The organism is Snodgrassella sp. ESL0253, from assembly GCF_013344965.1.
Lineage (GTDB): Bacteria > Pseudomonadota > Gammaproteobacteria > Burkholderiales > Neisseriaceae > Snodgrassella > Snodgrassella alvi_B.
In genome coordinates, this window is sequence record NZ_JAAEDQ010000007.1 from 110980 (window position 1) to 134763 (window position 23784).

The following is a 23784-nucleotide window of genomic DNA, read 5'->3' on the forward strand; positions in this document are numbered from 1 at the left end:
CAGTAAATACTGCTGGTCAGCATAGCGTCACTAAGCACTGGCAAAATATTACTGTCCGCGTAAAAAGAGTGCATCCAAATCCTGCAAACGCAATTTTACCCACGTAGGACGGCCATGATTACATTGATTTGCCCGTTCAGTCTGTTCCATATCCCGCAGCAAAGCATTCATTTCCGGTAGTGTCAGTTTACGCCCGGCACGTACTGAACCATGGCAGGCTAAAGTAGACAGAATACGATTTTCACGTTCCCGTATCACATCACTACTGCCAATGGTCATCAAATCAGCCAGTACCTGCTGTACCAGTTGCTGAATGTCACTTTTAACCAGCATTGCCGGTACCGTATGAACCACCAGTTGCTGATTATTTTCAATGGTAATATCCAGACCATAATCATGCAGGGTGGTAGCATATTCGGTTACCGAAGCAATTTCCTCATGGCTGGCAGTAAAGCGAACAGGAATCAGCAATGTCTGACTGCTCACCTTGCCATTAGCATCGCGTTGTTGCTTCATCTTTTCATAATTTACACGCTCGGCAGTGGCATGCATGTCTACCAGAATCAATGCTTCTTCAGCCTGTGCCAGAATATAAATATCCAGTAGCTGTGCAATGGCGTAGCCTAGCGGGGGCGCATTTGTCTCATTTGCCGATATCTGTACCGGTACTTGCGCAGCAGAAATACCCCGCACCTGTTCCCAGTTAGCCAGTTCACTATCAATTTTTTCAGCATCAGCTGTAGCAACCTTGTCTGCCGCTGATGTTGTTTCTGGCCTGTACAGTTCGGCATAAGTATTCAGGGCAGCTTGGGATTCTTTTAAACTTAAGCTGCGCTGTACTGGTGTATGGCTACGGTGATAGGGTGCCGGTGCCTGTTTTGAGCCAGTCTTTTCTTGTGCTGGAAACAGTTGTTGTACACTGGCTGGCTGTTTGTGCATGATATCTGCCAGCACTGCGGCTGGCTGAGAAATGGATTCAGTTTGAGTAGCATTGGTGGCGGCCAGACATTTATTCAAAGCATGAAAAATCAACTGGTGCACAGCCTGACTCTGCCGGAAACGCACTTCGGTTTTGGTAGGATGCACATTCGCATCGACATCCGTAGGCGGCAGCGTAAGAAAAAGCGCAAATGCCGGTGTTAATGCTTGATGCAAAACATCGTTATAAGCCTGTTTTACTGCATGTAAAATGATTTTGTCACGTACAAAGCGCTGATTGACAAAAATGTATTGCTGGCTGGTTTTTCCTTGCGCAAAAGTCGGTTTGCCAATCAGACCATGTAAACGCATGCCATTTATTGCTTCATCCACATTTAGGCTGGCTGCGATAAAATCTGCTCCCATAATGGCGGTGCAGCGTTCCGAAAGGGATTGTGCCGGTAGCGTGAATATATTCTTGCCGTTGTGCTGTAATTCAAAAGCTACATCAGGATGTGCCAGAGCCAGACGTTCTACCATGGTACGGCAGTGAGCAAACTCGGTGCTTGGTGATTTAAGAAACTGGCGTCTGGCCGGTGTATTGAAAAAAAGTTCAACAACTTCTACCGTGGTGCCTGAAGCGTGTGCTGCCGGCTTGACGGAACTCAGCTTACCATCTTCTGCATAAATCTGGGTAGCGTGGGTAGCAGTAGCAGTGCGGCTGGTTAAAGTTAAGCGGCTTACTGAAGCAATACTGGCCAGCCCTTCACCGCGAAACCCCATGCTTACTACCTTTTCCAGATCTTCCAGTGTGCTGATTTTGCTGGTGGCATGGCGATGCAAGGCAAGTGGTATGTCTGTCTCGCTCATGCCCTGTCCGTCATCAGTTACAGACAAGCGTTTAATGCCACCGGCTTCCAGTTGAATATCAATACGGCTGGCTCTGGCATCGAGACTGTTTTCAATAATTTCTTTAAGCGCATTGGCCGGACGCTCAATCACCTCTCCGGCTGCTATTTGATTAATTAAATGATCGGGTAACAGATGTATCTGGCTCATATCTTGCCTGTAAGTTTTGAAATCAGCAGCAGAATAAAATTAAATATCTAATTGTTTTTGTATGCTGTCTGCCTGTGTCGCAGAATCTCAATAATGGCCGGTAAAAAAGAAATGGCAATAATTATAACCAGTGCCAGAGAAAGATTCTGCTTAATAAATGGCAGATTACCAAAAAAATAGCCGGCATAGGAAAACAGCACTACCCAGAGAATAGCACCAATACAGTTGTAACGCAGAAAATGACCATAATGCATATGGCTCATACCGGCCACAAAGGGCGCAAATGTTCGTACAATTGGTACAAAACGCGCAATAATAATGGTTTTTCCACCATGTTTTGCATAAAATGCCTGCGTTTTGTGTAGATAAACCTGCCTGAATAGCCGAGATTGTGGATTGGCAAACAGAAGCGCACCGAATTTCTTTCCAACTGAGAAATTTACCGCATCACCAATAATTGCTGCTGCTAGCAACAGTACCACCATCAAATGGACATTCATCTCGCCAACGGCCGCTATTCCGCCAGCCGCAAATAACAAGGAATCACCCGGCAGAAAAGGCGTAACCACCAACCCAGTTTCGCAAAAAATCAAAACGAATAGAATAACATAAATCCATACACCATATTGAGTAACAATAAATTGCAGGTGCTGGTCAATATGTAAAATAAAATCTATCAGAGTGGAGATGATGTTCATAGGCCATGGCGAGAGAGACAAAAGGAAGCATTTTAACGCAAAGCATTCCGTGACAGCAGTTATATGCATGTTAAAATCAAATTTATAACCTTCAGCCACAATTAAGGCTGATATAGACTAAATTTAATCTACTGAAGATATTATGAGCCAATATGTGTACTCAATGCTGCGCGTAAGTAAAACCGTGCCGCCACAAAAACAGATTATCAAAGATATTTCCCTATCCTTTTTTCCGGGCGCCAAAATTGGTCTGTTGGGACTAAACGGTGCAGGCAAATCTACTGTACTGAAAATCATGGCTGGGGTGGATACCGAGTTTGAAGGTGAAGCCATTGCAATGAGTGGCATCAAAATCGGCTACTTACCACAGGAACCACAATTAGATGCTGATAAAACTGTACGCGAAGAAGTGGAATCTGGACTGGGTGATATAGCCGGTGCGCAGAAGAAACTGGAAGAAGTTTATGCCGCTTATGCCGAACCAGATGCTGATTTTGATGCACTGGCCGAAGAACAGGCACGTCTGGAAGCCATCATTACCGCTGGTGCCGGCGATAATATCGAACATCAGCTTGAAATTGCTGCTGATGCTTTACGTCTGCCAGACTGGGATGCGCGAATCGGTAATTTGTCTGGTGGTGAAAAACGCCGTGTGGCCTTATGCAAACTGTTATTAAGCAAACCGGACATGCTACTGCTGGACGAACCTACCAACCATCTGGATGCTGAATCAGTAGAATGGCTGGAGCAGTTTCTGGTTCGTTTCCCCGGTACGGTAGTTGCCGTAACACACGACCGCTATTTTCTGGATAACGCCGCTGAATGGATTCTGGAATTAGACCGTGGCCATGGTATTCCGTGGAAAGGCAATTATAGTTCCTGGCTGGAACAGAAAGAAGCGCGGCTGGAACATGAAGCAAAAGCAGAAGCTGCACGTATCAAAGCCATGAAACAAGAGCTTGAGTGGGTACGCCAGAATGCACGCGGACGTCAGGCCAAATCAAAAGCCCGTCTGGCTCGCTTTGAGGAAATGAGTAATTATGAATACCAGAAACGCAACGAAACACAGGAAATTTTCATACCGGTGGCTGAGCGTCTGGGCAATGAAGTGATCGAATTTGAGCATGTCAGCAAAAGTTTTGGCGACAAATTACTGATTGATGATTTGAGTTTCAAAATTCCGCCGGGTGCCATTGTTGGCATTATCGGTCCCAATGGCGCAGGTAAATCCACATTGTTTAAGCTGATTACCGGGCAGGAACAGCCGGATCAGGGGCAGGTGAAGATTGGGCAGACTGTTAAAATGTCAGTAGTAGACCAGAGTCGTCACGGCCTGCATGAAGATAAGAACGTGTTTGATGAGATTGCAGAGGGGCGTGATATTTTACAGGTGGGGCAATTTGAAATTCCGGCACGTGCCTATCTGGGGAGATTCAATTTCAAAGGCAGTGACCAGAGCAAAATTGTCGGTAAACTTTCTGGTGGCGAACGTGGCCGGTTGCATCTGGCTAAAACCCTGATTTCTGGTGGTAATGTATTATTACTGGATGAACCTTCCAATGATCTTGACGTGGAAACCCTGCGCGCACTGGAAGATGCATTACTGGAATTTGCAGGCAGTGTACTGGTGGTATCACACGACCGCTGGTTTCTTGACCGCATTGCTACGCATATTCTGGCGGCTGAAGGTGAATCCAGATGGGTATTTTTTGATGGTAATTATCAGGAATATGAAGCAGACAAAAAACGCCGTCTGGGTGAGGAGGGCGCCAAACCCAAACGCATTCGTTACAAACCGGTAACCCGCTGATACCCTAAAGCCGGACAGGCTGATTTTAGTAATCAGATTTGTCCGGCCTATCTCTCTTAATCTCTATAGTTAACATTCATAATAATTAATGCTCTAAACATTGAAACTTTTCAATGGTCACCATACCGCAAAAGTACTTGAAAAACGCTGGTTCAGCACCATTTTCACATTCAATTTTATTGCATATTTTCAGGAAAGATTGAGGCATTACATGGCTGAAGTTTATGATTCTCCTCCAGTGCAGCCAACCACAATGGCAATGTTGCCCCTGCGTGACGTTGTTGTTTACCCGCATATGGTATTGCCCCTGTTTGTAGGTCGGGAAAAATCCATAGCGGCTCTGGATGCAGCAATGGAGCATGACGAACCAGTATTCTTACTGGCCCAGAAAAATGCTGATACTGATGAGCCGCATGCAGAAGATATGTATGCTATGGGTACAGTAGCCAGTATTCTGCAAGTGCTTAAATTACCTGATGGTACCGTTAAAGTATTGGTAGAAGGTTTGTATCGGGCCCAAGTACAGTATATCGATGAAAGTGGCCCATATGTCGAAGCACACATCGTTAAATGTGAAGATACTGATGAGGATACTCATAATGATGAGGCGTTGCGTCGCACATTGTTATCCCAGTTTGAGCAACTGGCAAAATTAAACAAGAAAATTCCGGCAGAAGTGGTAACTACTATCCATGGAATTGAACAGCTAAGTCGGCTGGCTGATACCATTGCTGCCCATTTACAGCTAAAACTGGATCAGCGCCAGCAGATTCTGACCATGGTAAATGTCACCGCACGTCTGGAGCATTTGCTACACCTGCTTGAGTCCGAACTGGATATTCTTCAGGTGGAAAAACGTATTCGTGGCCGAGTGAAACGGCAGATGGAAAAATCGCAGCGTGAGTACTATCTGAATGAGCAGGTAAAAGCGATTCAGAAAGAACTTGGCGAAGAAGATGATGATCTGGCTAATCTTGAAGCACAGATTCGTCAGGCTGGTATGAGCAAAGAAGCTGAAGAAAAATGTCTGTCTGAATTCAAAAAGCTACGCATGATGCCACCTATGTCTGCGGAATCTACCGTCGTGCGTAACTATATTGATACCCTGCTTGAATTACCATGGAAAAAGAAATCCAAAGTCAGCAAGGATATTGCCAAAGCAGACCTGATTCTGAATGCAGATCATTATGGCTTGGAAAAGGTAAAAGAGCGCATTCTTGAATATCTGGCCGTACAGAAGCGCATGAACCAGCTCAAAGGTCCTATTTTGTGCCTGGTTGGGCCACCTGGGGTAGGTAAAACCTCACTGGGTGAATCTATTGCTAAGGCTACCGGCCGTAAATATGTGCGCATGGCACTGGGTGGGGTACACGATGAAAGTGAAATTCGTGGCCATCGTCGTACCTATATTGGCTCCATGCCCGGTAAAATTCTGCAAAACATGGCCAAAGCTGGTGTAAAAAATCCACTGTTTTTGCTGGATGAGATTGATAAATTAGGTAATGATTTTCGTGGTGATCCGGCCAGTGCTTTACTTGAAGTGCTCGATCCTGAACAAAATCATTCATTTTCCGACCACTATGCAGAAGTAGAGTTTGATTTGTCGGATGTGATGTTTATTGCTACATCCAACAGCCTGAATATTCCTACGCCACTGCTTGACCGTATGGAGATTATTCGTCTTTCCGGTTATACCGAAGACGAGAAAATCAATATTGCCATGAAATATCTGGTAGCCAAGCAAACTAAGCAAAACGGTGTACGTGAGGGTGAAATCCGCATCGAAGAATCTGCTGTGCGCGATATTATCCGCTATTACACCCGCGAAGCCGGTGTACGCTCACTGGATCGTGAGATTGCCAAGATTTGCCGCAAAGTGGTTATGAAGCAGGCTGTTGCAGAAGAGAAAGTGGGTGCTGGTAAAGGTAAGAAAGCCAAATCCAAACCGGAAGAAATTATTATCAATGCCGACAATTTACATGATTATCTGGGCGTGCGCCGCTTTGATTATGGTGTGGCAGAAAATGAAAATCGTGTCGGACAGGTTACCGGTCTGGCCTGGACTGAAGTGGGTGGTGAGCTCTTAACCATTGAAGCCAGCAAGTTCCGTGGTAAAGGAAACATTCTACGCACCGGCAAACTGGGCGATGTGATGCAGGAATCTGTGAGTGCTGCATGGAGTGTTGTACGTTCCCGAGCTGAAAGTCTGGGTATTGAACCCGATTTTTATGAGAAAAACGACATTCATGTTCATGTCCCCGAAGGTGCTACTCCCAAGGATGGACCCAGTGCTGGTAGCGCAATCACTCTGGCTCTGGTTTCAGCGTTTACCGGCATTCCAGTACGAGCAGATGTAGCCATGACAGGTGAAATTACCCTGCGGGGTGAAGTACTGCCGATTGGCGGCCTGAAAGAAAAGCTGCTGGCGGCTTTACGCGGTGGTATCAAGCATGTACTGATTCCGAAAGACAATGTTAAAGATTTGGAAGAAATTCCGGCTAACATCTGTGAAAAGCTAACCATTCATCCGGTACAGTGGATTGATGAAGTGCTCAATCTGGGACTGGCATATCCGCCTAGTCCTTGGCAAAGCGTTCCAGAAGAGGGCGTATTAGCCAAGTCTGCGACTAAGTCAACTACAAAAACCGTAAAACATTGATATGCAGCCATTCACCAACACTAATTGGTGAATGGCTTTGTTTTTGGCCTGTTTTAACTCATTGCGTCTGTATCGATGCTTGACATAAAGAATTTGGCCTTGTTATAAAGTAATCGTAATGTATTGTTCAGGCTCTACCAGACATGTGGTACCTGAAAATCATATGAACATAACAACAGAAAGGGACTTTATTGTGAATAAGTCTGAATTGATTGAAGCCATTGCCCAAGAGGCCGATTTATCTAAAGCTTCTGCAGCGAAGGCACTAGACGGTATGATCAGCGCTGTCACCAATGCACTGAAAGGTGGCGATACGGTAACACTGGTGGGTTTTGGTACATTTTATGTTGGTGAGCGTGCGGCTCGTGCTGGACGTAATCCCAAAACTGGTGAACCATTGGAAATCAAGGCCGCTAAAACGCCTAAATTCCGTGCCGGTAAAGCACTGAAAGACGCTCTTTAATTTGAGGTTGCGTAATACATCAAGGCGGGATATCCCGCCTTTTCTGTTGTCTGTCGTTTTTGTGCATATGCGCTTCAAACAGCATGGTTTAGCTTAACAAAAAACGCTACAATAGGAAGTATTATCTGCTTTAGAAAAGTTAACTGAATCTCATGTTCCACATTGTAGAAAAATATAGAACACCGGCCCAGATTATTCTGGGTGTAATTTGCCTGAGTTTTGTGTTTGCAGGTGGTTATTCGCTGGCTGTCCCAGGTACTGATTACATCAGTAAAATTGGTGATATTAAAATCAAAGTTAATGATGTTAATGATTTTCAGCGGCGATTACAGAATGCCTCCGGCAACCCAGTGAGCAAACAGCTTGCTTATGACAGTCTCGTTGATCAGGCCTATATTCAGCAAGGTGCCCATGATATGGGTATCAGCGTATCAATCGAACAGATAAAGCAGGTTATTGCATCCGATCCGAGTTTTCAGGAAAACGGAAAATTTGTTGAAGCCAAATATCGTGCATTTCTGCAACAGGCTGGCATGTCTGAAGAAGCGCTAGTAAATGGTTTGCGTCAACAGTATGCCATGCAAACCATGCTCAATCTGATGAAAGCCGGTAATCTGGTTAGTGATACACAGGCAACGCAGATGGTTAATCTGTTGCAGGCTGCACGCCAATTACAGACAATCACTTTTCCCGCAGCAGATTTTGCTAGCAAGGTAGCCATAGACGACAGCAAGCTGAAAGCTTATTACGAAGCTAACAAAAAACAGTATTATCTGCCACAGGCAGTAAAATACGAATTTGTGCAGCTATCTGCCGCCGAACTGGGTGCTAAAGAGAATGTCAGTGAAGCAGAATTGAAAGAAGCTTATGACCAGATTCCAACTTCTGCCTCTGCACCCAAGCCAGCTCTGGAAGACGTAAAAGCACAGCTAACTCAGGAGATTCAGGCTCGTAAAGGCGTAGCGCAGGTAGCCAAAATGAAAGAAAGTGTCAGTGATCTGGCCTTTAACAACCCTAAAACATTACAACCTATTACTGACAAGCTTGGCTTGCAGATTCACAAGGTTGATCAAGGCTGGATAACCCGTGATATGGCCAGCGCTGGTGGTATGCCGAAGGCCTTGCAGGATGTTTTGTTTGGCAATGATGTACTGGTTAAACGCTACAACTCTGAACCGGTTGATATTGGCAATGGAACATACTGGGTAGTGCGTGCTCTTGATGTACGCAAAGAGCATCAGGCACCCTTTACAGAAGTTAAATCACAGGTACAGCAGGATTATGTTGCTGTAGAAAGCAAAAAGCTTGCCACAGCAGCAGCCAAACAGGCTTTGGATGCCGTAAATAAAGGTACCAATTCCAACCTATCATGGTCGCCTAGTGCTGATCTGACACCACAACAGGCCGTGGCCCTTATGTCCAAGGATGATTTCCAATCCTGGATTAAAGCCAAACCGGCAAATGGCAAACCAGCATATATCATGCTCAAGGATCAGCAAAATCCGGTGCTGGTAAAAATTAATGCAATCATGCCACCACAGGATATGGGTAATGTTTTGCCACAGGCCAAACAGGTGATCAGTCAGAGTCTGGCGCAAAATCTGGCAACCAGTAATCTGGAGTGGTTAAAGAGCCGTTATAAAATCAAGCAGGGCGTACAGAAACTGGAAACTGGTGACGAGCAATAATTTCCATCATTGACCTTATAAATTTTTATAAGGTCAATATCGTCTGATAACCTGCTGCTGTATTGTGTTGCATACTGTCTGATTCATATTTTCGCAGTTTAAGGATTGTTGTGTTGTATACCAGTTACCATGCCATTACGGGTGAGGTTCTGTTCAACCGTAAAAGTCTGACAAAAGCTGAATTCGAGCTACAGTATCAGCAACTGGCCCGACAACAACATGGCTTTGCCAGCGAAAATGTACAAACTCGTACCCGCCGTTTACTTGCTTTTGCTCAGCGTCTGGAACAGGCAAAAGCCGAGCTGGCCTATCAGATTTGTATTGAAGTAGGGCGCTGTTTGCGCGAATGTGAAGCAGAAATCAGTAAATCAATTGCATTAATCCGCTATTACGCCCATCTGGCACCTGAACTACTGGCACACAAAACCATTGCTACACAGGCAAGCCTGAGTCAGGTGCGTTTTGAGCCATTGGGTACTGTACTGGCCGTTATGCCGTGGAATTATCCAGTATGGCAGATTCTGCGTTTTGCCATTCCGGCCTTATGTGCGGGCAACGCCTGTCTGGTAAAGCCGGCTCCTTCAGTAGGCCAAATCAGCCAGATGCTGTTTGATCTGACAGGTAATGACTTACCTTTACAACTGACTTGGCTAGATAATGATGATATCGAGTATGCCATTGCACACACACAGGCACTGGCTTTTACTGGTTCTACTCAGACAGGACGTTATCTTGCTGCACTGGCTGGCCGGCATCTGCGTAAATGCGTCATGGAGCTGGGTGGAAGCAATGCATTCATTGTATTAAATGATGCAGATGTGAAACAGGCCGCTTCAGAGGCGTGTTATTCGCGTTTTCGTGATGCCGGACAATCCTGCAATGCAGCCAAACGGCTTATAGTCCATAATGAAATTGCAGAAGATTTTCTTGCGGCGTTGCAGCAGCATTGTCAACAATTGCAGATGGGTGAACCATGGCTGCCAACGACCACTTTAGCACCACTACACCGGCAGGATTTACGTACAGCTGTCCACACACAGGTACAGGATGCGCTGGCTCATGGTGCGCAATGTCTGCTTGGTGGTGAAATTCCAAGCGATATGCCGGGCTGGTTTTATCCAGCCACTATATTGGATAAAGTAAATCCGGATTGTCGCGTATACAATGAAGAGGTATTCGGACCAGTGGCTATTATCCTGCGTGCGCGAGACAATGCCCATGCACTGAAGCTGGCCAATGACAATCCTTTTGGTCTGGGCGCCAGTATTTATACGCAGGATGCCTATTTAGCATGGCAGTTTGCCGAACAGTTAAATGTAGGGAGTGTATTTATCAATCGCCATACCAGCAGTGATTTGCGTTTGCCGTTTGGAGGTGTAAAAGATTCTGGATTCGGGCGTGAATTGTCTGAATTTGGTATCTATGAATTTGTTAATATTAAAACTTACTGGCAAAAATAAGTGGCTAAGGCTGATAGTGATTGCATTGTTTGAAAAAAAATGTAATAACGATAGAAATAATATTTATTGCATAAAATAATGACACTGCTTAGTGAAAAGGGATAAAAATCATGTATGTGGCCAGACGTTTTTACTGGTTCGTACTCGCAATAATACTCATTCTGATAGCGATAGTGTGGCAGATTAAATCGCACAAACACAAGACTGTGTATTTTGATGCAAATAGTCAGGTTGTTCAAAAACAGTCTGAAGTACAACATGTGCAACAATTTCATGATAATGGCAATCATATCGATGTACAGGAATTTTCTGATCCGGCTAAAAGCAAATACAGTGATAGCTATGCTTTACCGATAGATAAACTGCAACAGTTTATTCCGGCCATGAAAGAAGGCAAATTACAGCTACAGTATCCAGATGGCCATAAAAAAATACAGGGTGACTACAAAAACGGCAAGCCTGTTGGGAAATGGCATACTTGGTATCCCAATGGTCAGAAGGCAATTGAAATGAACTGGCGAAAGGGTATGCCGAATGGCCGTACTTTAAGCTGGTATGAAAACGGGCAAAAACGTGGGGAGCTGTATTTTGTTAATGGTAAAGCTGAAGGCCGCTGGCAGCGCTGGTATCCAAATGGCCAGATAAAACAGGATATGAATGTACATCAGGGCGTAGTTCAAACCATGACAACATGGGATGATAAAGGACATCTGCTTGCCGATGTGGCTATACATAATAATAAGGTAAGTGGTGTAGTGCTGAGCTGGTATGATTCCGGTGCTAAAAAAAGTGAATCGATATTTGAAAAAAACGAATTGATACGCAAAACCGAATGGGATGAAGACGGCTTGATTGTTGATCTGGATGGCAATTAAAAAATATTCGTAGCTAATTATTTAAAATAAATATCCTTATGTAATGCACAGCGTGGATTGAATGATGCCTGACAAAATGGACAGGTATATTGCTGATATTGTTCATAAGTCAGAAGACTTTTGCACTTACCGCACATAACTGGCTTGCTGTTTGCAGTTGCCATGGGAACAAACTGATGGTCACATAGCTGGTCATGACATTTAAAACAGGCATAATATTGCTTACATTGGCCACATTGAAGTGCGGCAATATCATTTTCATTATGATAATGTACACAGCGACCACATGAATCAGTTTCAATTCCTAAAATCATGTTCTTATTTATCAATTCTATTTAATTTGAATATATTATAATGAAATTGCCGGCTTTATCAATTAACAGGCTAGTATCAACTAAAGCGACATAATTATTATACGCAAGCACATATATCTAAAGGCTGAAATTGTAAAAAAACCGAATCCTTAAAACAGATTCGGTTTGTCATGACTAAGTAGCTTTAGATTACATGCGTTCAATTAAAGCCTTGCCGAATGCAGAGCAGGAAACTTCTTTTGCACCTTCCATCATGCGGGCAAAATCATAAGTAACGATTTTATCAGCAATGGCTTTTTCAATAGAAGCATTCACCAAGTCTGCTGCTTCTTTCCAGCCTAAATGACGCAACATCATTTCAGCAGACAGAATAAGGGAGCCCGGATTAACTTTGTCCTGACCAGCATATTTGGGCGCTGTACCATGAGTAGCTTCGAAGACAGCGTATTCATCAGAAATATTGGCACCCGGAGCAATGCCAATACCGCCTACCTGTGCTGCTAAAGCATCAGAAATATAATCACCATTCAGATTCAGGGTGGCGATCACATCATATTCAGCCGGGCGCAACAGAATCTGCTGCAAGAAAGCGTCGGCAATACAATCTTTAATAACGATATTTTTGCCAGTTTTCGGATTCTTGAATTCACACCATGGGCCTTCACCAATTAAAGTGGCACCAAATTCATTTTTAGCCACTTCATAAGACCAGTCACGGAAACCGCCCTCGGTGAATTTCATAATGTTACCTTTATGAACAAAAGTAACGCTGTCACGGTCGTTATCAATAGCATAACGGATGGCAGCACGAGTCAAGCGCTGTGTACCTTCTTTGGATACTGGTTTGATACCAATACTGGAAGTTTGCGGGAAACGGATTTTGGTAACACCCATTTCGTTTTGCAGGAAATTGATTATTTTTTTGGCATCTTCTGTTTCAGACAGCCATTCAATACCAGCATAAATATCTTCGGTATTTTCACGGAAAATAACCATGTTCACCTTGCTTGGGTCTTTCAGTGGAGAAGGTACACCGGTGAAATACTGTACAGGACGAACACACTGATATAAATCCAGTTGCTGGCGAATAGCAACGTTCAGTGAACGGATACCGCCGCCAACAGGGGTAGTCATCGGCCCTTTGATGGCTACTTTATATTCTTTGATGGCTTCCAGTGTTTCATCTGGTAACCACACATTTTCACCATAAACTTTAGTCGCTTTTTCGCCAGCGTAAACTTCCATCCAGACGATTTTTTTAGCGCCGTTATAAGCTTTGGCTACCGCAGCGTCAATAACCTCTCTCATCACTGGTGTAATGTCAACACCAATACCATCGCCTTCAATAAAGGGAATAATAGGATCATTCGGGATGGCTTGACCGGAAACGATTTTATGACCTTCTGTCGGCACTTTAATGTGACTCATGGTAACTCCTGTGATGTTACTTTTTCTGATGGGTGACTACACACTTCCGTTTGTAGTCTGTCAAACTAATTATCCTTTATTTTGTTAACTTAGGCCAGAGAAATGTAGTTTGATGTAGTCGTAAATCTGCTTTAGGCAGAAGAATGCAGATACAGTTAGCATTCAGGCCAAAATTTGTTTAGTAAGTGTTCCCCGGCGCCCATAAATCGGATTGATACTCGTGCTGATGAAAGTGGCTGATACCCAGACCTATCAGTCGAAATAGGGCGCTGTCGTTAGGCATACGTTTAAGTAAATCCTGTCCGGCAGCAATCAGAGCAGGAGCATCTGGTAAAGGCGACGAATAAGTTTGGGAGCGGGTATAAATTTGAAAATGTGTATTTTTTAATTTCAATGTGACACAACTACCTTGAAGCTGTTTATATTGCATGTTCTTAACCAGCGTCTGCGCCAGTTCAGGCAGATGATGGGCTATTTCAATCAGATTTTCGTTATCATTCAGCGTAATTTCAGTAGAAATTTGCTGACGGTCACGTTCAGCCGTCACTTCACGGTCATCGCGGCCTTGAGCCAAATCAAACAGCCGGTAACCCCAGCGGCCAAAATGGTGCACTAAAACAGATAGGCTTACCTGGCTCAGATCGCCTACTGTCGTCCAGCCTAAGGCGCGCATTTTTTGTTCGGTAACTTTACCGACGCCGGGAATTTTGCCTAATGGCAGACTGTGTAAAAAGGCCATAACCTGTGCAGGTGCGATAACAAACTGGCCATTGGGTTTACGCCAGTCGGAAGCAATTTTAGCCAGAAATTTATTGGGCGCAATGCCTGCCGAAGCTGTCAAGCCAGTTTCAGCCAGTATAGCGGCGCGTATTTCGCGCGCAATATCACGTGCATAGGGTAATATTCCCTGATAGCTGGTTACATCCAGATAAGCTTCATCCAGTGATACAGGTTCAATCTGTTGAGTATAGCGGCTAAAAATACTGTGGATGTGCTGTGATACAGCGCGATATTTACTGAAGTCTGGTGGAATATAGATTGCCTGAGGACATAAGCGTTTGGCCGTGGTTACGGCCATGGCTGAATGTAAACCATACTTGCGTGCAGCATATGAAGCAGCACAGATAACCGATCTGGGCCCATCCCAGGCAACCACTACGGGCTTGTTCTTTAGTTCAGGACGGTCGCGCAATTCTACTGACGCGTAAAAGGCATCCATATCAATATGGATTATTTTTCGTTCTGACATATTACCCTGTGCGATATAGAATGATTATTTTCAATTTATCCTGTTCTGTATTGGTTGGAACTGATAAATATATATTTTAATTAATATTTTTAATGAATCTAAATTCATTAGATAAAATAGAATCCAATAACTTTTGTATTGTACTATTTTCGCTGGTATATGAACCAATATAGAGAATGTATGCTACTTTACCATACTGCCATTTTTCAAACTTTGATTTAAAATGGTCAGTATTTGTACTTGTTCCAATCTGTTTATATACTTATGACTAGGTAATCTTATTATATTGATATAGTGGTTAACGTCCAGAATATATCTTTATACACTAAATGATAAATAACCAGATTATGAACAGGCACCAGCAATAAATAACATTACTGGTGCCTAGTTTGCAATTATGGATTAATGTAATGCGTAGCCACTCAGATACTTAATGCGTTCATTAGTCATCTGTGTGTCACATTCCAGCCGCAGAAATTCTGCATGAGTCGGTGTGTCTGCTTTAGCAGCTTTTTCCTGACATTGACTGTTCTTACGGGCTATCCATTTCTGCTCTTCCTGCTGTAACGTTTTGCGTACAGTATCATCAAGATTACGCCAGTGTGTATTAATAACACTGTTGGCGTTGCGGTTATTATCCCGTGCCAGTTGCAATTGATTAGCCGTAATCTCGGTTGATTTACTGCTGTTTTCTGAAATTTTGCCTGCATTATTGCTGCTATCGGCTTGATTGTTGCTGTTTATAGCAGGTATATGGCCGTTAAGAATGGCACTGGCCATTTGCGCAGTCGGGCTTAACTGGTCTATAGGCGAAACTTTTGCATTAGGATTGGTAATCAGAGTAATGGCATCAGCGCGATTGTAGGTATGGCCGGCAATGACTACTGTATCTTTGATACCATACGGCAGCAGAGCATTACCCAAAACGGTACCTAATGTTTGAATACCTGCCTGATCGAAATTGCTGGCAGCACTGGTAGCTGAAGCCGCATTGGTATTGCCGGCAACGGGAGCATATTTAACAGGCTTGGTGAAAACACTGTCATGTAGAGTAACTTCATTGCCCTGCAACTGCTGATTCAGATGTGCAATGAAATCTGATTTACCAAATAACAGCGGTGCATTAGTTTGAATTTGCTGCCAGATATTGGCCGGAACCGTAATCTTTAATTCACTGCTGCAAATTGGATTACCATTACTGTCCTTATCTAACTTACCATCTGACAAAGCAATATTCAGTTCATGGCTGGCACCGATTACTTTTTCAGCATCCACAAACTGACGGCTGTCATTTTGGGCAAACTGGCGCGCATTGTTATCAATACCGGTTTGCAGGGTTTGCTGAATCTGGTTGCGTAACTGTTCACTATTACAGCTTAATTGCGGTGATGAGGTTGAATCATCCCGTGAACAGGCGGCCAGAGAAAGAACACTGATGATGCTGTACACAAGTATGCTTTTTTTCATGATTGTTTCCTAAGCATTGATAATGAATATAGACAACATGATTACAAATAACCCAGCTTTATTATGCTGCGCATGTAATTTTTAATCATTTGATTTTACTAAAAAATACAAAAAAAGCCTGAAACATGTTCAAGCTTAGGATACAACATGTGGAAATTAACGCAAACTATCAAGCATCGCATAGATCGGGCTTAGAATTGCTTCACCCAGACGCAGAGAACGCTGTCCGTTCCAGCCAAAGTCATCATCTGGCCACTGATGGTTATCCTTAAATGGCATTTCCAGGGTGTAGGCTAAACATTTAAAAGTTTCACCAATATAAGATGTAGCCATATTCATATTTGCCTCGCCCGGTGCATCTTTTTCATAACCATATTTATCCTGAAAATCTGGGCTGGCCATCAGAAAGGCATGTTTGAACTGTTCCTGTAATGTATGCAGACGCTCATCAAAAGAGGGTATGCCCTCATTACCGGAAAGAAATACATAGGGAATAGATTCATCTCCATGAATATCGAGAAATAAATCGACGCCGGTTTCATGCATTTTTTGACGAACTACCAAAACCTCTGGGCTGCGCTCCATGCTGGGCTGTAACCATTCACGATTTAAATTAGCACCGGCTGCATTAGTGCGCAGATTTCCTAATGCAGAACCGTCTGGATTCATATTAGGAACGATATAAAAAGTGGCTTGATCCAATAGTGCGCGAGCAGTTGAATCCTGATGATCAAGCAAACGATTGAGTAATCCTTCGATAAACCATTCTGCCATGGTTTCGCCCGGATGCTGGCGTGCAATAATCCATATTTTCAGATCACTGGCTGCCTGATTACCGATAGTTAATAAATTAATATCGCGTCCTTGCAGTGTACTGCCTAAGTCTTCTATCTGGCACAGTCCGCTACTTTGCGAATCGCCAAGTAAATTAAGGTGCTGTTCATAGGAATACGGTTCAAAATAAGCGTAATAAACACTGTTTGCCAATGGTGTGTGATTAATGCTGAGTATTCCGTTTTCGTAAGTAGTAGGAACGCGAAACCAGTTGACGCGATCATAAGAGCACATTGCCTCATAATCTTCCCAGCCGGCTGGGTAGGCAGATTCAGCAGCATTGATAAAGTGTAGCTGAAGATTCTGGTAGGCTACACCCTGAACGCGGAAATAAAACCATTGACGAATATTGGCTGCGTTGTCTTTTGGTAATCTCAGTTGAATATTGTCAGGATTTTGAGCATCTACAATTTCAATATTGCCGCCATCAAACTGGGTACTAATTTTAAGCATGAAACCACTTTCATATGAGCCACTAATTTAAATTAGGTATATTGTATTCTTTTTGTAGCTGATTTTCGATGTCGAGTATCTGTCTTGCTGGTTGAAAGTATTGTTATCGCCTGCGAGCCTATATTATCGGTGTTTTCAGAGTAGTCGGCTAGTGTTGTGCAGAGGAAAATATTGGTTCAGGCTTGCCTAAAAATTTGGGTTGTTTGTGTTTGATATATAGGTCACTAACAGCTTTGACTCGTGCTAAAATTTCACGGAATATTACTTTTGCATAATTCTTGCCGGTTGGAGCGGTTACTGCATAGCATTGCGCATCTAGTTGATGTTTTCGGGAAATAAGTATGGCGCGGTCACAATGAAAACGTTGCGTAATAATGGTAAAACTGTTTACCTGAAAAATTTTTTCGGCTCGAAGGATAGAGTCTAAAGTCCTTAACCCACCATAATCCAGTGTCATGGATGAAGCTGGAATACCTGCCCGAATCAAGTCTTGCTGCATAGTTTCTGGTTCATTGTAGTTTTTGCGGGAGTGGTCTCCGCTCAAAAGCAAATGTTTAATTTTTCCCTGTTGGTAAAGTTTGACAGCGCCTTCAATACGATATTGGTAAAAAGGATTTAGTTTGCCATTGCGCAGATATTTTGCCGTACCTAGTACAAGACCTACAGTGCGGGGACTGAGCTGATTGCTGTCTGTGAATGTATAAGGTGCAGCCTGTTTGCTTACCCAATGATAAAGAAGTATCAGAAAAATAATGCTGGCTATTATGCTATAAAAGGTATATTTAGTGATTCTTTTTAATAAAATTATAGTCATATAACTAAAGCTCAGCATTAATTGGAATGCATCTTGCAGAATAAATGATAATGGTTATTTATGTCAAAAATATAGTCTGTTTGGCGTTAAAGAGCAAATAGATGATATTGATGTGAATTGATTCTGATTTATTTGTTAATATAAAAAAATTTTTTGTTTGCTATAAATTCTTCGGCGCACTTGGGCACATTCCGTTAAAATAAGCAGTTATTTCTGGTTTTCCGGTATCGGGTATTAAGATACTGGGATACTATTGATTGAATTAACTAATCATTGGCTTGCATGAACAATATACGCAATTTCTCCATTATCGCCCATATTGACCATGGGAAGTCTACACTGGCTGATCGTTTCATTCAGTATTGTGGTGGTCTTGAAAATCGGGAAATGAGTGCTCAGGTACTCGATTCCATGGACATTGAAAAAGAACGCGGCATTACCATCAAGGCACAAACAGCAGCCTTGCAGTATAAGGCGCGTGATGGGCAGATTTATCAGCTCAATCTGATTGATACCCCGGGACATGTGGACTTCTCTTATGAAGTATCGCGTTCACTGTCGGCCTGTGAAGGTGCATTGCTTGTGGTGGATGCTTCGCAGGGTGTAGAAGCACAAACTGTAGCCAATTGCTACACTGCCATAGATCTGGGCGTAGAGGTACTGCCGGTACTGAACAAGATTGATTTACCGGCAGCGGAACCAGAGCGGGTAATCGAAGAAATAGAAGATATTATTGGCATTGAAGCCATGGAAGCTGTGCGCTGCTCGGCCAAAAGTGGTATCGGTATTGAAGATGTACTGGAAGAAATTGTCAAGAAAGTGCCCGCGCCTACTGGAAAGGCTGATGCACCATTAAAAGCATTAATTATTGACTCATGGTTTGATAATTATGTTGGCGTGGTGATGCTGATACGCATGGTGGATGGTACCGTGCGCCTGAAAGATAAAGTCCGCTTCATGGCCACCGGTGCTGAAACGCAGGTCGAACAGCTAGGCGTATTTACCCCGAAATCTGTGCAGAAACAGGAGTTAAAAGCGGGTGATGTAGGCTTTCTGATCACTGGGGTCAAAGAATTGGGGTCGGCCAAAGTGGGTGATACCATTACTTTGGCACGTGAACCGGCCAGTGAACCTTTACCCGGCTTCAAAGAGGTGCAGCCACAGGTGTTTGCTGGTCTCTATCCGGTAGAAAGCCACGATTATGATGCGCTACGCGAAGCGCTGGAAAAATTACAGCTTAATGATGCGGCGCTGAAATTTGAGCCGGAGGTTTCTCAGGCGCTGGGTTTTGGTTTTCGCTGCGGCTTTCTCGGCCTGTTGCATCTGGAAATTGTGCAGGAACGGCTGGAACGCGAATTTGACATGGATTTGATTACCACTGCGCCGACAGTGGTATATGAAGTGTTGCTGAAAAGTGGCGAACGCATTGAAATTGAGAATCCATCCAAACTGCCGGACATCGGTACGCTTGATGCGATTTATGAACCCATTATCACTGCAACCATATTGCTGCCGCAGGAATATGTAGGTGCAGTAATGACACTATGCAACCAGAAACGCGGCGTACAGAAAAATATGCAGTATATGGGGCGGCAGGTAATGCTGACTTATGATATGCCGATGAATGAAGTGGTAATGGATTTCTTCGATAAACTGAAATCTACTTCGCGCGGTTATGCTTCACTGGATTATGAATTCCTTGAATTCAGAGCTGCGGATTTGGTGAAACTGGATATTCTGGTGAATAGTGAAAAGGTTGATGCGCTAAGTCTGATTGTGCATCGCAGTAATTCAGTTCATCGCGGCCGGGAACTGGTAGCAAAAATGCGTGAACTGATTCCCCGCCAGATGTTTGATATTGCCGTACAGGCGGCAATAGGCGGTAAGATTATTGCCCGCGAAAATGTTAAGGCACTGCGCAAGAATGTGCTGGCTAAATGTTATGGCGGTGATATTACCCGCAAGAAAAAATTACTGGAAAAACAGAAAGCCGGTAAAAAACGCATGAAACAGGTAGGCAATGTGGAAATTCCGCAAACTGCCTTTCTGGCGATTTTGCAGGTTGGAGATTAATACATGTCGAATACGATGATTATAGGTGCAGCAGTACTTCTGGTGCTGGGTATTCTGCTGTTTTTCAAGAGCGCAAAAGTGCGTGAGGAAAATGGTGAGTGGAGTGGCGCACTGCAATGGGGCTATCTGCTGATGCTGGTCGGTGCTTTTGGCCTGTTATCAACACAGATAAGTTTTACCGCAGTATTGTTGCTGTTTGTGCTGTTCACCGGTATCGCCTGGTTTGTACACCGGCGCCGGCTGAAAAAGAATCCCAGCCAGATGGACGATAATCACTTTACCGATTATATGAGTGGTTTTTTCCCCATCATTCTGCTGGTGTTTATACTGCGTACTTTTGTGGCAGAACCTTTTCAGATTCCATCCAGCTCAATGCGCCCGGGTTTGATCTCCGGTGATTTTATTCTGGTGAATAAATTTGTGTATGGTATTCGCCTGCCGATTCTGAATAATGTACTGATTCCGGTAAGCAAAGTTGAGCGCGGTGATGTGATGGTATTCAATTATCCAGAAGATACACGGATAAACTATATCAAACGGGTGATTGGTTTACCGGGTGATGTTGTCACTTATAAGGATAAAACGCTGACAATCAATGGTAAGGCAGTCAATGATATTGATGAGCAGAAGCTATACAACTATGCAGAGCAGGTACCCAATTTTGGCACAATGCCAATTCAGGCTCAGCAAGTAACTGAACAGCTTGATAATAAATCGGTTGAAGTGTTAAAAATGCCACAACAGCCTTCAGTTATTCTTCAAGGTGTACGGTCTTTCCCCAATCGTGAGTTGTGTACCTATTATCCAGATGGCAGTGGATTCAGTTGTACAGTTCCGGCTGGAAAATACTTCATGATGGGTGACAACCGCGATAACAGTGAAGACAGTCGCTACTGGGGCTTTGTAGATGACAGGCTGGTTGTAGGCAAAGCGTTTCTGATATGGCTGAATATGGGTGATATGAAACGAATCGGCACCAGAATTCAGTAATGTCTGATTTCAAGCGCAAGATTCAGTCTTGCGCTTTGTCTATGCGGCAACGCTATATTGATTCTGATAGCACAGATTGATTAAAGAGTCTTGCCTGAAAGATAATTAATTCATTATTAAAGAAGGTTAAATGAAAAAAACTGATGTACGGCATGAAAATGCTTTGGGTTATGTTCAAAAAATGTTTGGCTATCACTTTAAGCAATCAAAATTATTGCAACAGGCATTGACTCATCGCAGTTACAGCGCGTTACACAATGAGCGGTTTGAGTTTATTGGTGACTCAATTTTGAATTATTCTGTAGCCAAAATGCTGTTTGAGGCGTTTCCACGCCTGACAGAAGGTGAACTGTCCAGAATGCGTGCTAATCTGGTGAATCAGGAAACACTGGCACAAATTGCAACTGAATTAAAAGTAGGTGATGCTCTGTTGCTGGGTAGCGGCGAATTGAAAAGCGGCGGCTTTAGGCGTCCGTCCACATTGGCAGATGCAATGGAAGCATTGTTTGCCGCAGTGAGTTTTGATGCTGATTTCAATACAGCCGAAGCTGTGGTACGCCGTTTATATGCAGAGCGAATCCGGCATATCAATCCGCAGAATAGTGGTAAGGATGCAAAAACACGGTTACAGGAAGCCCTGCAGGCAAGGCATATGCCATTGCCCAAATACAGAATTGTAGATCAGATTGGTGATGTGCATGATCAGCAGTTTGTTGTGCAATGTGATTTGGGGGAAACTGGTTTTCAGACTGAAGCTGCCGGACATAGCCGACGTGAAGCAGAACAGCAAACGGCACAGACTGCTCTGGCTTGGTTAGAAAAGAATTTTCCGTCAGCAAAAATCCGAAAAAAATAAATTATCAACCATAATCGGTATACAGATGAGATTTTTATGGTTTCTTGCCCTGTTACTAAGCCATAGTATATGGGCAAAAACAGTACATTCTCTTGACGACGTCTATCCCAATATTAACCATTCCGCTGGTCGGGAACTTATTGCAGAGGAGCTGGGGGGTGTAAAGCCAGTTGATTATCTTGGCCGTGATTTTTTTTCAAAATCAGATGAATTTAAAAAAATTCTGGCTTTAGTCGATGCGAAGAAGGCAGGTGAGGAAAACTGGCATTTTGCGGGCATTAAGGCATGGCCAAGTCAACCTGATACCTATATTTTTATAGCCTGTTCTAGTATTCAGAAAGATGATAACGATCACTGTCATTATCTGGAAAAAGGTAAAACAATCATTGCTGTATTGCATTTTGATCAGATAAAAGGCTTCTCATTGATGGCTAAGCCATGGATTGAAAGCGGCACTGATCTGGAAAACAGTGCCTTTCTTCTGAATAATGATTCAGGTGAGCAGGTTATTGGAAATCCGAGGCGTTATGATTTTGCTCCATATCGATTAAGCTCGGATGTATTAGCTTTTGGTGTACGGCATAATACATCTACAGGCTATGCAGGCGGTGGAGCTTTTGATGAATCGGTAACATTATTTGCTGTGATTAATGGTGAATTACTGCCAGTTTTCAACGCACCGACGTATCACTTTGCTAATTATGCAGGAGACTGGCATGAAGATGGTACACGTGACCATGAACTTCATGAAAATGTTTATATTATTAGAATTCTGCCAACGTCACATGATGGAATGAAAGATATTTTGTGGTCGGAAAAAGGGAACGCAAAAAAAGTATCTACGATTTACCATTGGAATAAGCTAGAGAAAAAATATATTTCTAATAAAAATTGAGCTGTTAATTTATTTATTTTCAATTTGCTGTATTCAGGTTTACGTATATTTTATATTTGATTCACAAGGATAGCTTGTCTGAAACGTTCTGTGACAAATTTGTACCTCAGTCTGGTGATTTTCATTGCAGTTTCATTGCTATTGTTGGCTAGCCTGTCGTGTGCAAGTCAACCTTAATGCATCATTTAATGAGCAGAAAATCAGCATTTCCAGTAAGAAAGCTCAAACTACCTGCCATAGCGTGAATGGTACCGATACGAAGAAAAAGTGGTTGGCAGGCAAAAGGCAATTTCCAAAACACAGCATGAATTACCTGATAATGTTACTTTGCTTGCCGATGAATTAGATTATCTGGATTGCCAAAAGAAAGAAATCTGTAAAAATATTACGGCATATGAGGCTGATAAAATGATGAAATCCCATCAGCCTGAATGGTTAAGGATGTAATTTAATTTCAGGGATATATTTGTCAAGCCGGCAGGCGTGCGGGCTATAAAAGGGTTTACCAATCTGGAAGAAGACAAGTATCAATCCGGCCAGATAAACACAGCCCATTTTTTACCATAACTGAGGGCATAGCGGATAAGCTTACTTTGATTGTGAAAGATTCACATTTAGACGTTTACTTATGCTTGCGGATTACTAAGAATATTTCTGTAACTATCCCCTAAAATAGTACAGTCCCAAAGTAGAAAATTCTCTTCATTAACCCACAGAGGATTTAAACATGAAAAAGATGACTGAACATCAGATCGTATCTATTTTAAAAGAAGCTGAAGCC

The 23784-nt window shown here is 43.2% G+C and carries 18 protein-coding genes; 10 read left to right on the forward strand and 8 right to left on the reverse strand.

All coding sequences use genetic code 11. The features are described 5' to 3' along the window. Nucleotides 1–48: 48 nt before the first annotated feature. Entirely contained in the window at nt 49–1977 is a 1929-nt protein-coding gene (gene mutL / locus GYX26_RS07435; protein WP_174828729.1) for a DNA mismatch repair endonuclease MutL, read from the reverse strand. A 47-nt stretch (nt 1978–2024) separates the two neighbouring features. Next, on the reverse strand, nt 2025–2669 hold the full coding sequence (locus GYX26_RS07440; RefSeq protein ID WP_174828746.1) for a DedA family protein: 645 nt from the start codon (nt 2667–2669) through the stop codon (nt 2025–2027). A gap of 145 nt (nt 2670–2814) precedes the next feature. Between GYX26_RS07440 and ettA the strand changes: the two genes are divergently transcribed. The 6 genes from ettA (at nt 2815) to GYX26_RS07470 (ending at nt 11630) form a co-directional block, all read left to right on the forward strand. Further along, the gene (ettA, locus tag GYX26_RS07445) at nt 2815–4485 is read left to right on the forward strand and encodes an energy-dependent translational throttle protein EttA (protein ID WP_174828747.1); all 1671 of its coding nucleotides are present in this window, start codon (nt 2815–2817) and stop codon (nt 4483–4485) included. 211 nt (nt 4486–4696) lie between these two features. After that, a complete protein-coding gene (lon, locus tag GYX26_RS07450) occupies nt 4697–7144 on the forward strand; it encodes an endopeptidase La (protein WP_370520864.1) in 2448 nt (815 codons plus the stop codon). Nucleotides 7145–7337: 193 nt separating this feature from the next. Then, nucleotides 7338–7607 (forward strand): HU family DNA-binding protein, encoded by a 270-nt coding sequence (locus GYX26_RS07455; RefSeq protein WP_037405990.1) that lies wholly within the window; start codon nt 7338–7340, stop codon nt 7605–7607. Between the two features lie 152 nt (nt 7608–7759). Beyond that, a complete protein-coding gene (locus GYX26_RS07460) occupies nt 7760–9295 on the forward strand; it encodes a SurA N-terminal domain-containing protein (RefSeq protein WP_174828730.1) in 1536 nt (511 codons plus the stop codon). 113 nt (nt 9296–9408) lie between these two features. Further along, the gene (locus tag GYX26_RS07465; RefSeq protein ID WP_174828749.1) at nt 9409–10755 is read left to right on the forward strand and encodes an aldehyde dehydrogenase family protein; all 1347 of its coding nucleotides are present in this window, start codon (nt 9409–9411) and stop codon (nt 10753–10755) included. 110 nt (nt 10756–10865) lie between these two features. Continuing rightward, entirely contained in the window at nt 10866–11630 is a 765-nt protein-coding gene (locus GYX26_RS07470) for a toxin-antitoxin system YwqK family antitoxin (RefSeq protein ID WP_174828731.1), read from the forward strand. A 17-nt stretch (nt 11631–11647) separates the two neighbouring features. Here GYX26_RS07470 and GYX26_RS11710 read toward each other — a convergent pair whose 3' ends face one another. The 6 genes from GYX26_RS11710 to GYX26_RS07500 all read right to left on the reverse strand — a co-directional run bounded on the left by GYX26_RS11710 (nt 11648) and on the right by GYX26_RS07500 (nt 18189). Further along, nucleotides 11648–11944: a CHY zinc finger protein gene (locus GYX26_RS11710; RefSeq protein ID WP_174828732.1), complete on the reverse strand. Its 297-nt coding sequence runs from the start codon at nt 11942–11944 to the stop codon at nt 11648–11650. A gap of 189 nt (nt 11945–12133) precedes the next feature. Beyond that, nucleotides 12134–13372, reverse strand: coding sequence for an NADP-dependent isocitrate dehydrogenase (icd, locus tag GYX26_RS07480; RefSeq protein WP_100114312.1), 1239 nt, complete (start codon nt 13370–13372; stop codon nt 12134–12136). Nucleotides 13373–13550: 178 nt separating this feature from the next. Beyond that, nucleotides 13551–14621 (reverse strand): DNA polymerase IV, encoded by a 1071-nt coding sequence (gene dinB, locus GYX26_RS07485; protein ID WP_174828733.1) that lies wholly within the window; start codon nt 14619–14621, stop codon nt 13551–13553. A 402-nt stretch (nt 14622–15023) separates the two neighbouring features. Next, nucleotides 15024–16088, reverse strand: a complete 1065-nt coding sequence (locus tag GYX26_RS07490) for a lysozyme inhibitor LprI family protein (protein WP_174828734.1) — start codon at nt 16086–16088, stop codon at nt 15024–15026. Nucleotides 16089–16244: 156 nt separating this feature from the next. Next, nucleotides 16245–17375: a carboxypeptidase family protein gene (locus GYX26_RS07495; protein ID WP_174828735.1), complete on the reverse strand. Its 1131-nt coding sequence runs from the start codon at nt 17373–17375 to the stop codon at nt 16245–16247. A gap of 148 nt (nt 17376–17523) precedes the next feature. Continuing rightward, the gene (locus GYX26_RS07500; protein ID WP_174828736.1) at nt 17524–18189 is read right to left on the reverse strand and encodes a vancomycin high temperature exclusion protein; all 666 of its coding nucleotides are present in this window, start codon (nt 18187–18189) and stop codon (nt 17524–17526) included. A 282-nt stretch (nt 18190–18471) separates the two neighbouring features. On the opposite strand from GYX26_RS07500, the gene lepA reads away from it, so the two are divergent. The 4 genes from lepA (at nt 18472) to GYX26_RS07520 (ending at nt 23003) form a co-directional block, all read left to right on the forward strand. Beyond that, the gene (lepA, locus tag GYX26_RS07505) at nt 18472–20262 is read left to right on the forward strand and encodes a translation elongation factor 4 (protein ID WP_100089497.1); all 1791 of its coding nucleotides are present in this window, start codon (nt 18472–18474) and stop codon (nt 20260–20262) included. Nucleotides 20263–20265: 3 nt separating this feature from the next. After that, complete coding sequence (gene lepB / locus GYX26_RS07510) at nt 20266–21252, forward strand: signal peptidase I (RefSeq protein ID WP_174828737.1); 987 nt, start codon at nt 20266–20268, stop codon at nt 21250–21252. Nucleotides 21253–21382: 130 nt separating this feature from the next. Further along, nucleotides 21383–22108 carry a ribonuclease III gene (gene rnc, locus GYX26_RS07515; protein ID WP_100089499.1) on the forward strand — a complete coding sequence of 242 codons (726 nt, stop codon included), beginning with the start codon at nt 21383–21385 and terminating at the stop codon, nt 22106–22108. Between the two features lie 25 nt (nt 22109–22133). After that, nucleotides 22134–23003, forward strand: a complete 870-nt coding sequence (locus GYX26_RS07520) for a hypothetical protein (protein ID WP_174828738.1) — start codon at nt 22134–22136, stop codon at nt 23001–23003. The last annotated feature ends 781 nt before the right edge of the window (nt 23004–23784 follow it).

Excerpts from the sequence above, each read along its gene's own strand:
- mutL (WP_174828729.1), bottom strand. The coding sequence starts at position 1,977 with ATGAGCCAGATACATCTGTTACCCGATCATTTAATTAATCAAATAGCA.
- lon (WP_370520864.1), top strand. The coding sequence starts at position 4,697 with ATGGCTGAAGTTTATGATTCTCCTCCAGTGCAGCCAACCACAATGGCA.
- GYX26_RS07460 (WP_174828730.1), top strand. The coding sequence starts at position 7,760 with ATGTTCCACATTGTAGAAAAATATAGAACACCGGCCCAGATTATTCTG.
- GYX26_RS07470 (WP_174828731.1), top strand. The coding sequence starts at position 10,866 with ATGTATGTGGCCAGACGTTTTTACTGGTTCGTACTCGCAATAATACTC.
- GYX26_RS11710 (WP_174828732.1), bottom strand. The coding sequence starts at position 11,944 with ATGATTTTAGGAATTGAAACTGATTCATGTGGTCGCTGTGTACATTAT.
- icd (WP_100114312.1), bottom strand. The coding sequence starts at position 13,372 with ATGAGTCACATTAAAGTGCCGACAGAAGGTCATAAAATCGTTTCCGGT.
- dinB (WP_174828733.1), bottom strand. The coding sequence starts at position 14,621 with ATGTCAGAACGAAAAATAATCCATATTGATATGGATGCCTTTTACGCG.
- GYX26_RS07490 (WP_174828734.1), bottom strand. The coding sequence starts at position 16,088 with ATGAAAAAAAGCATACTTGTGTACAGCATCATCAGTGTTCTTTCTCTG.
- GYX26_RS07495 (WP_174828735.1), bottom strand. The coding sequence starts at position 17,375 with ATGCTTAAAATTAGTACCCAGTTTGATGGCGGCAATATTGAAATTGTA.
- GYX26_RS07500 (WP_174828736.1), bottom strand. The coding sequence starts at position 18,189 with ATGACTATAATTTTATTAAAAAGAATCACTAAATATACCTTTTATAGC.
- lepA (WP_100089497.1), top strand. The coding sequence starts at position 18,472 with ATGAACAATATACGCAATTTCTCCATTATCGCCCATATTGACCATGGG.
- lepB (WP_174828737.1), top strand. The coding sequence starts at position 20,266 with ATGTCGAATACGATGATTATAGGTGCAGCAGTACTTCTGGTGCTGGGT.
- rnc (WP_100089499.1), top strand. The coding sequence starts at position 21,383 with ATGAAAAAAACTGATGTACGGCATGAAAATGCTTTGGGTTATGTTCAA.
- GYX26_RS07520 (WP_174828738.1), top strand. The coding sequence starts at position 22,134 with ATGAGATTTTTATGGTTTCTTGCCCTGTTACTAAGCCATAGTATATGG.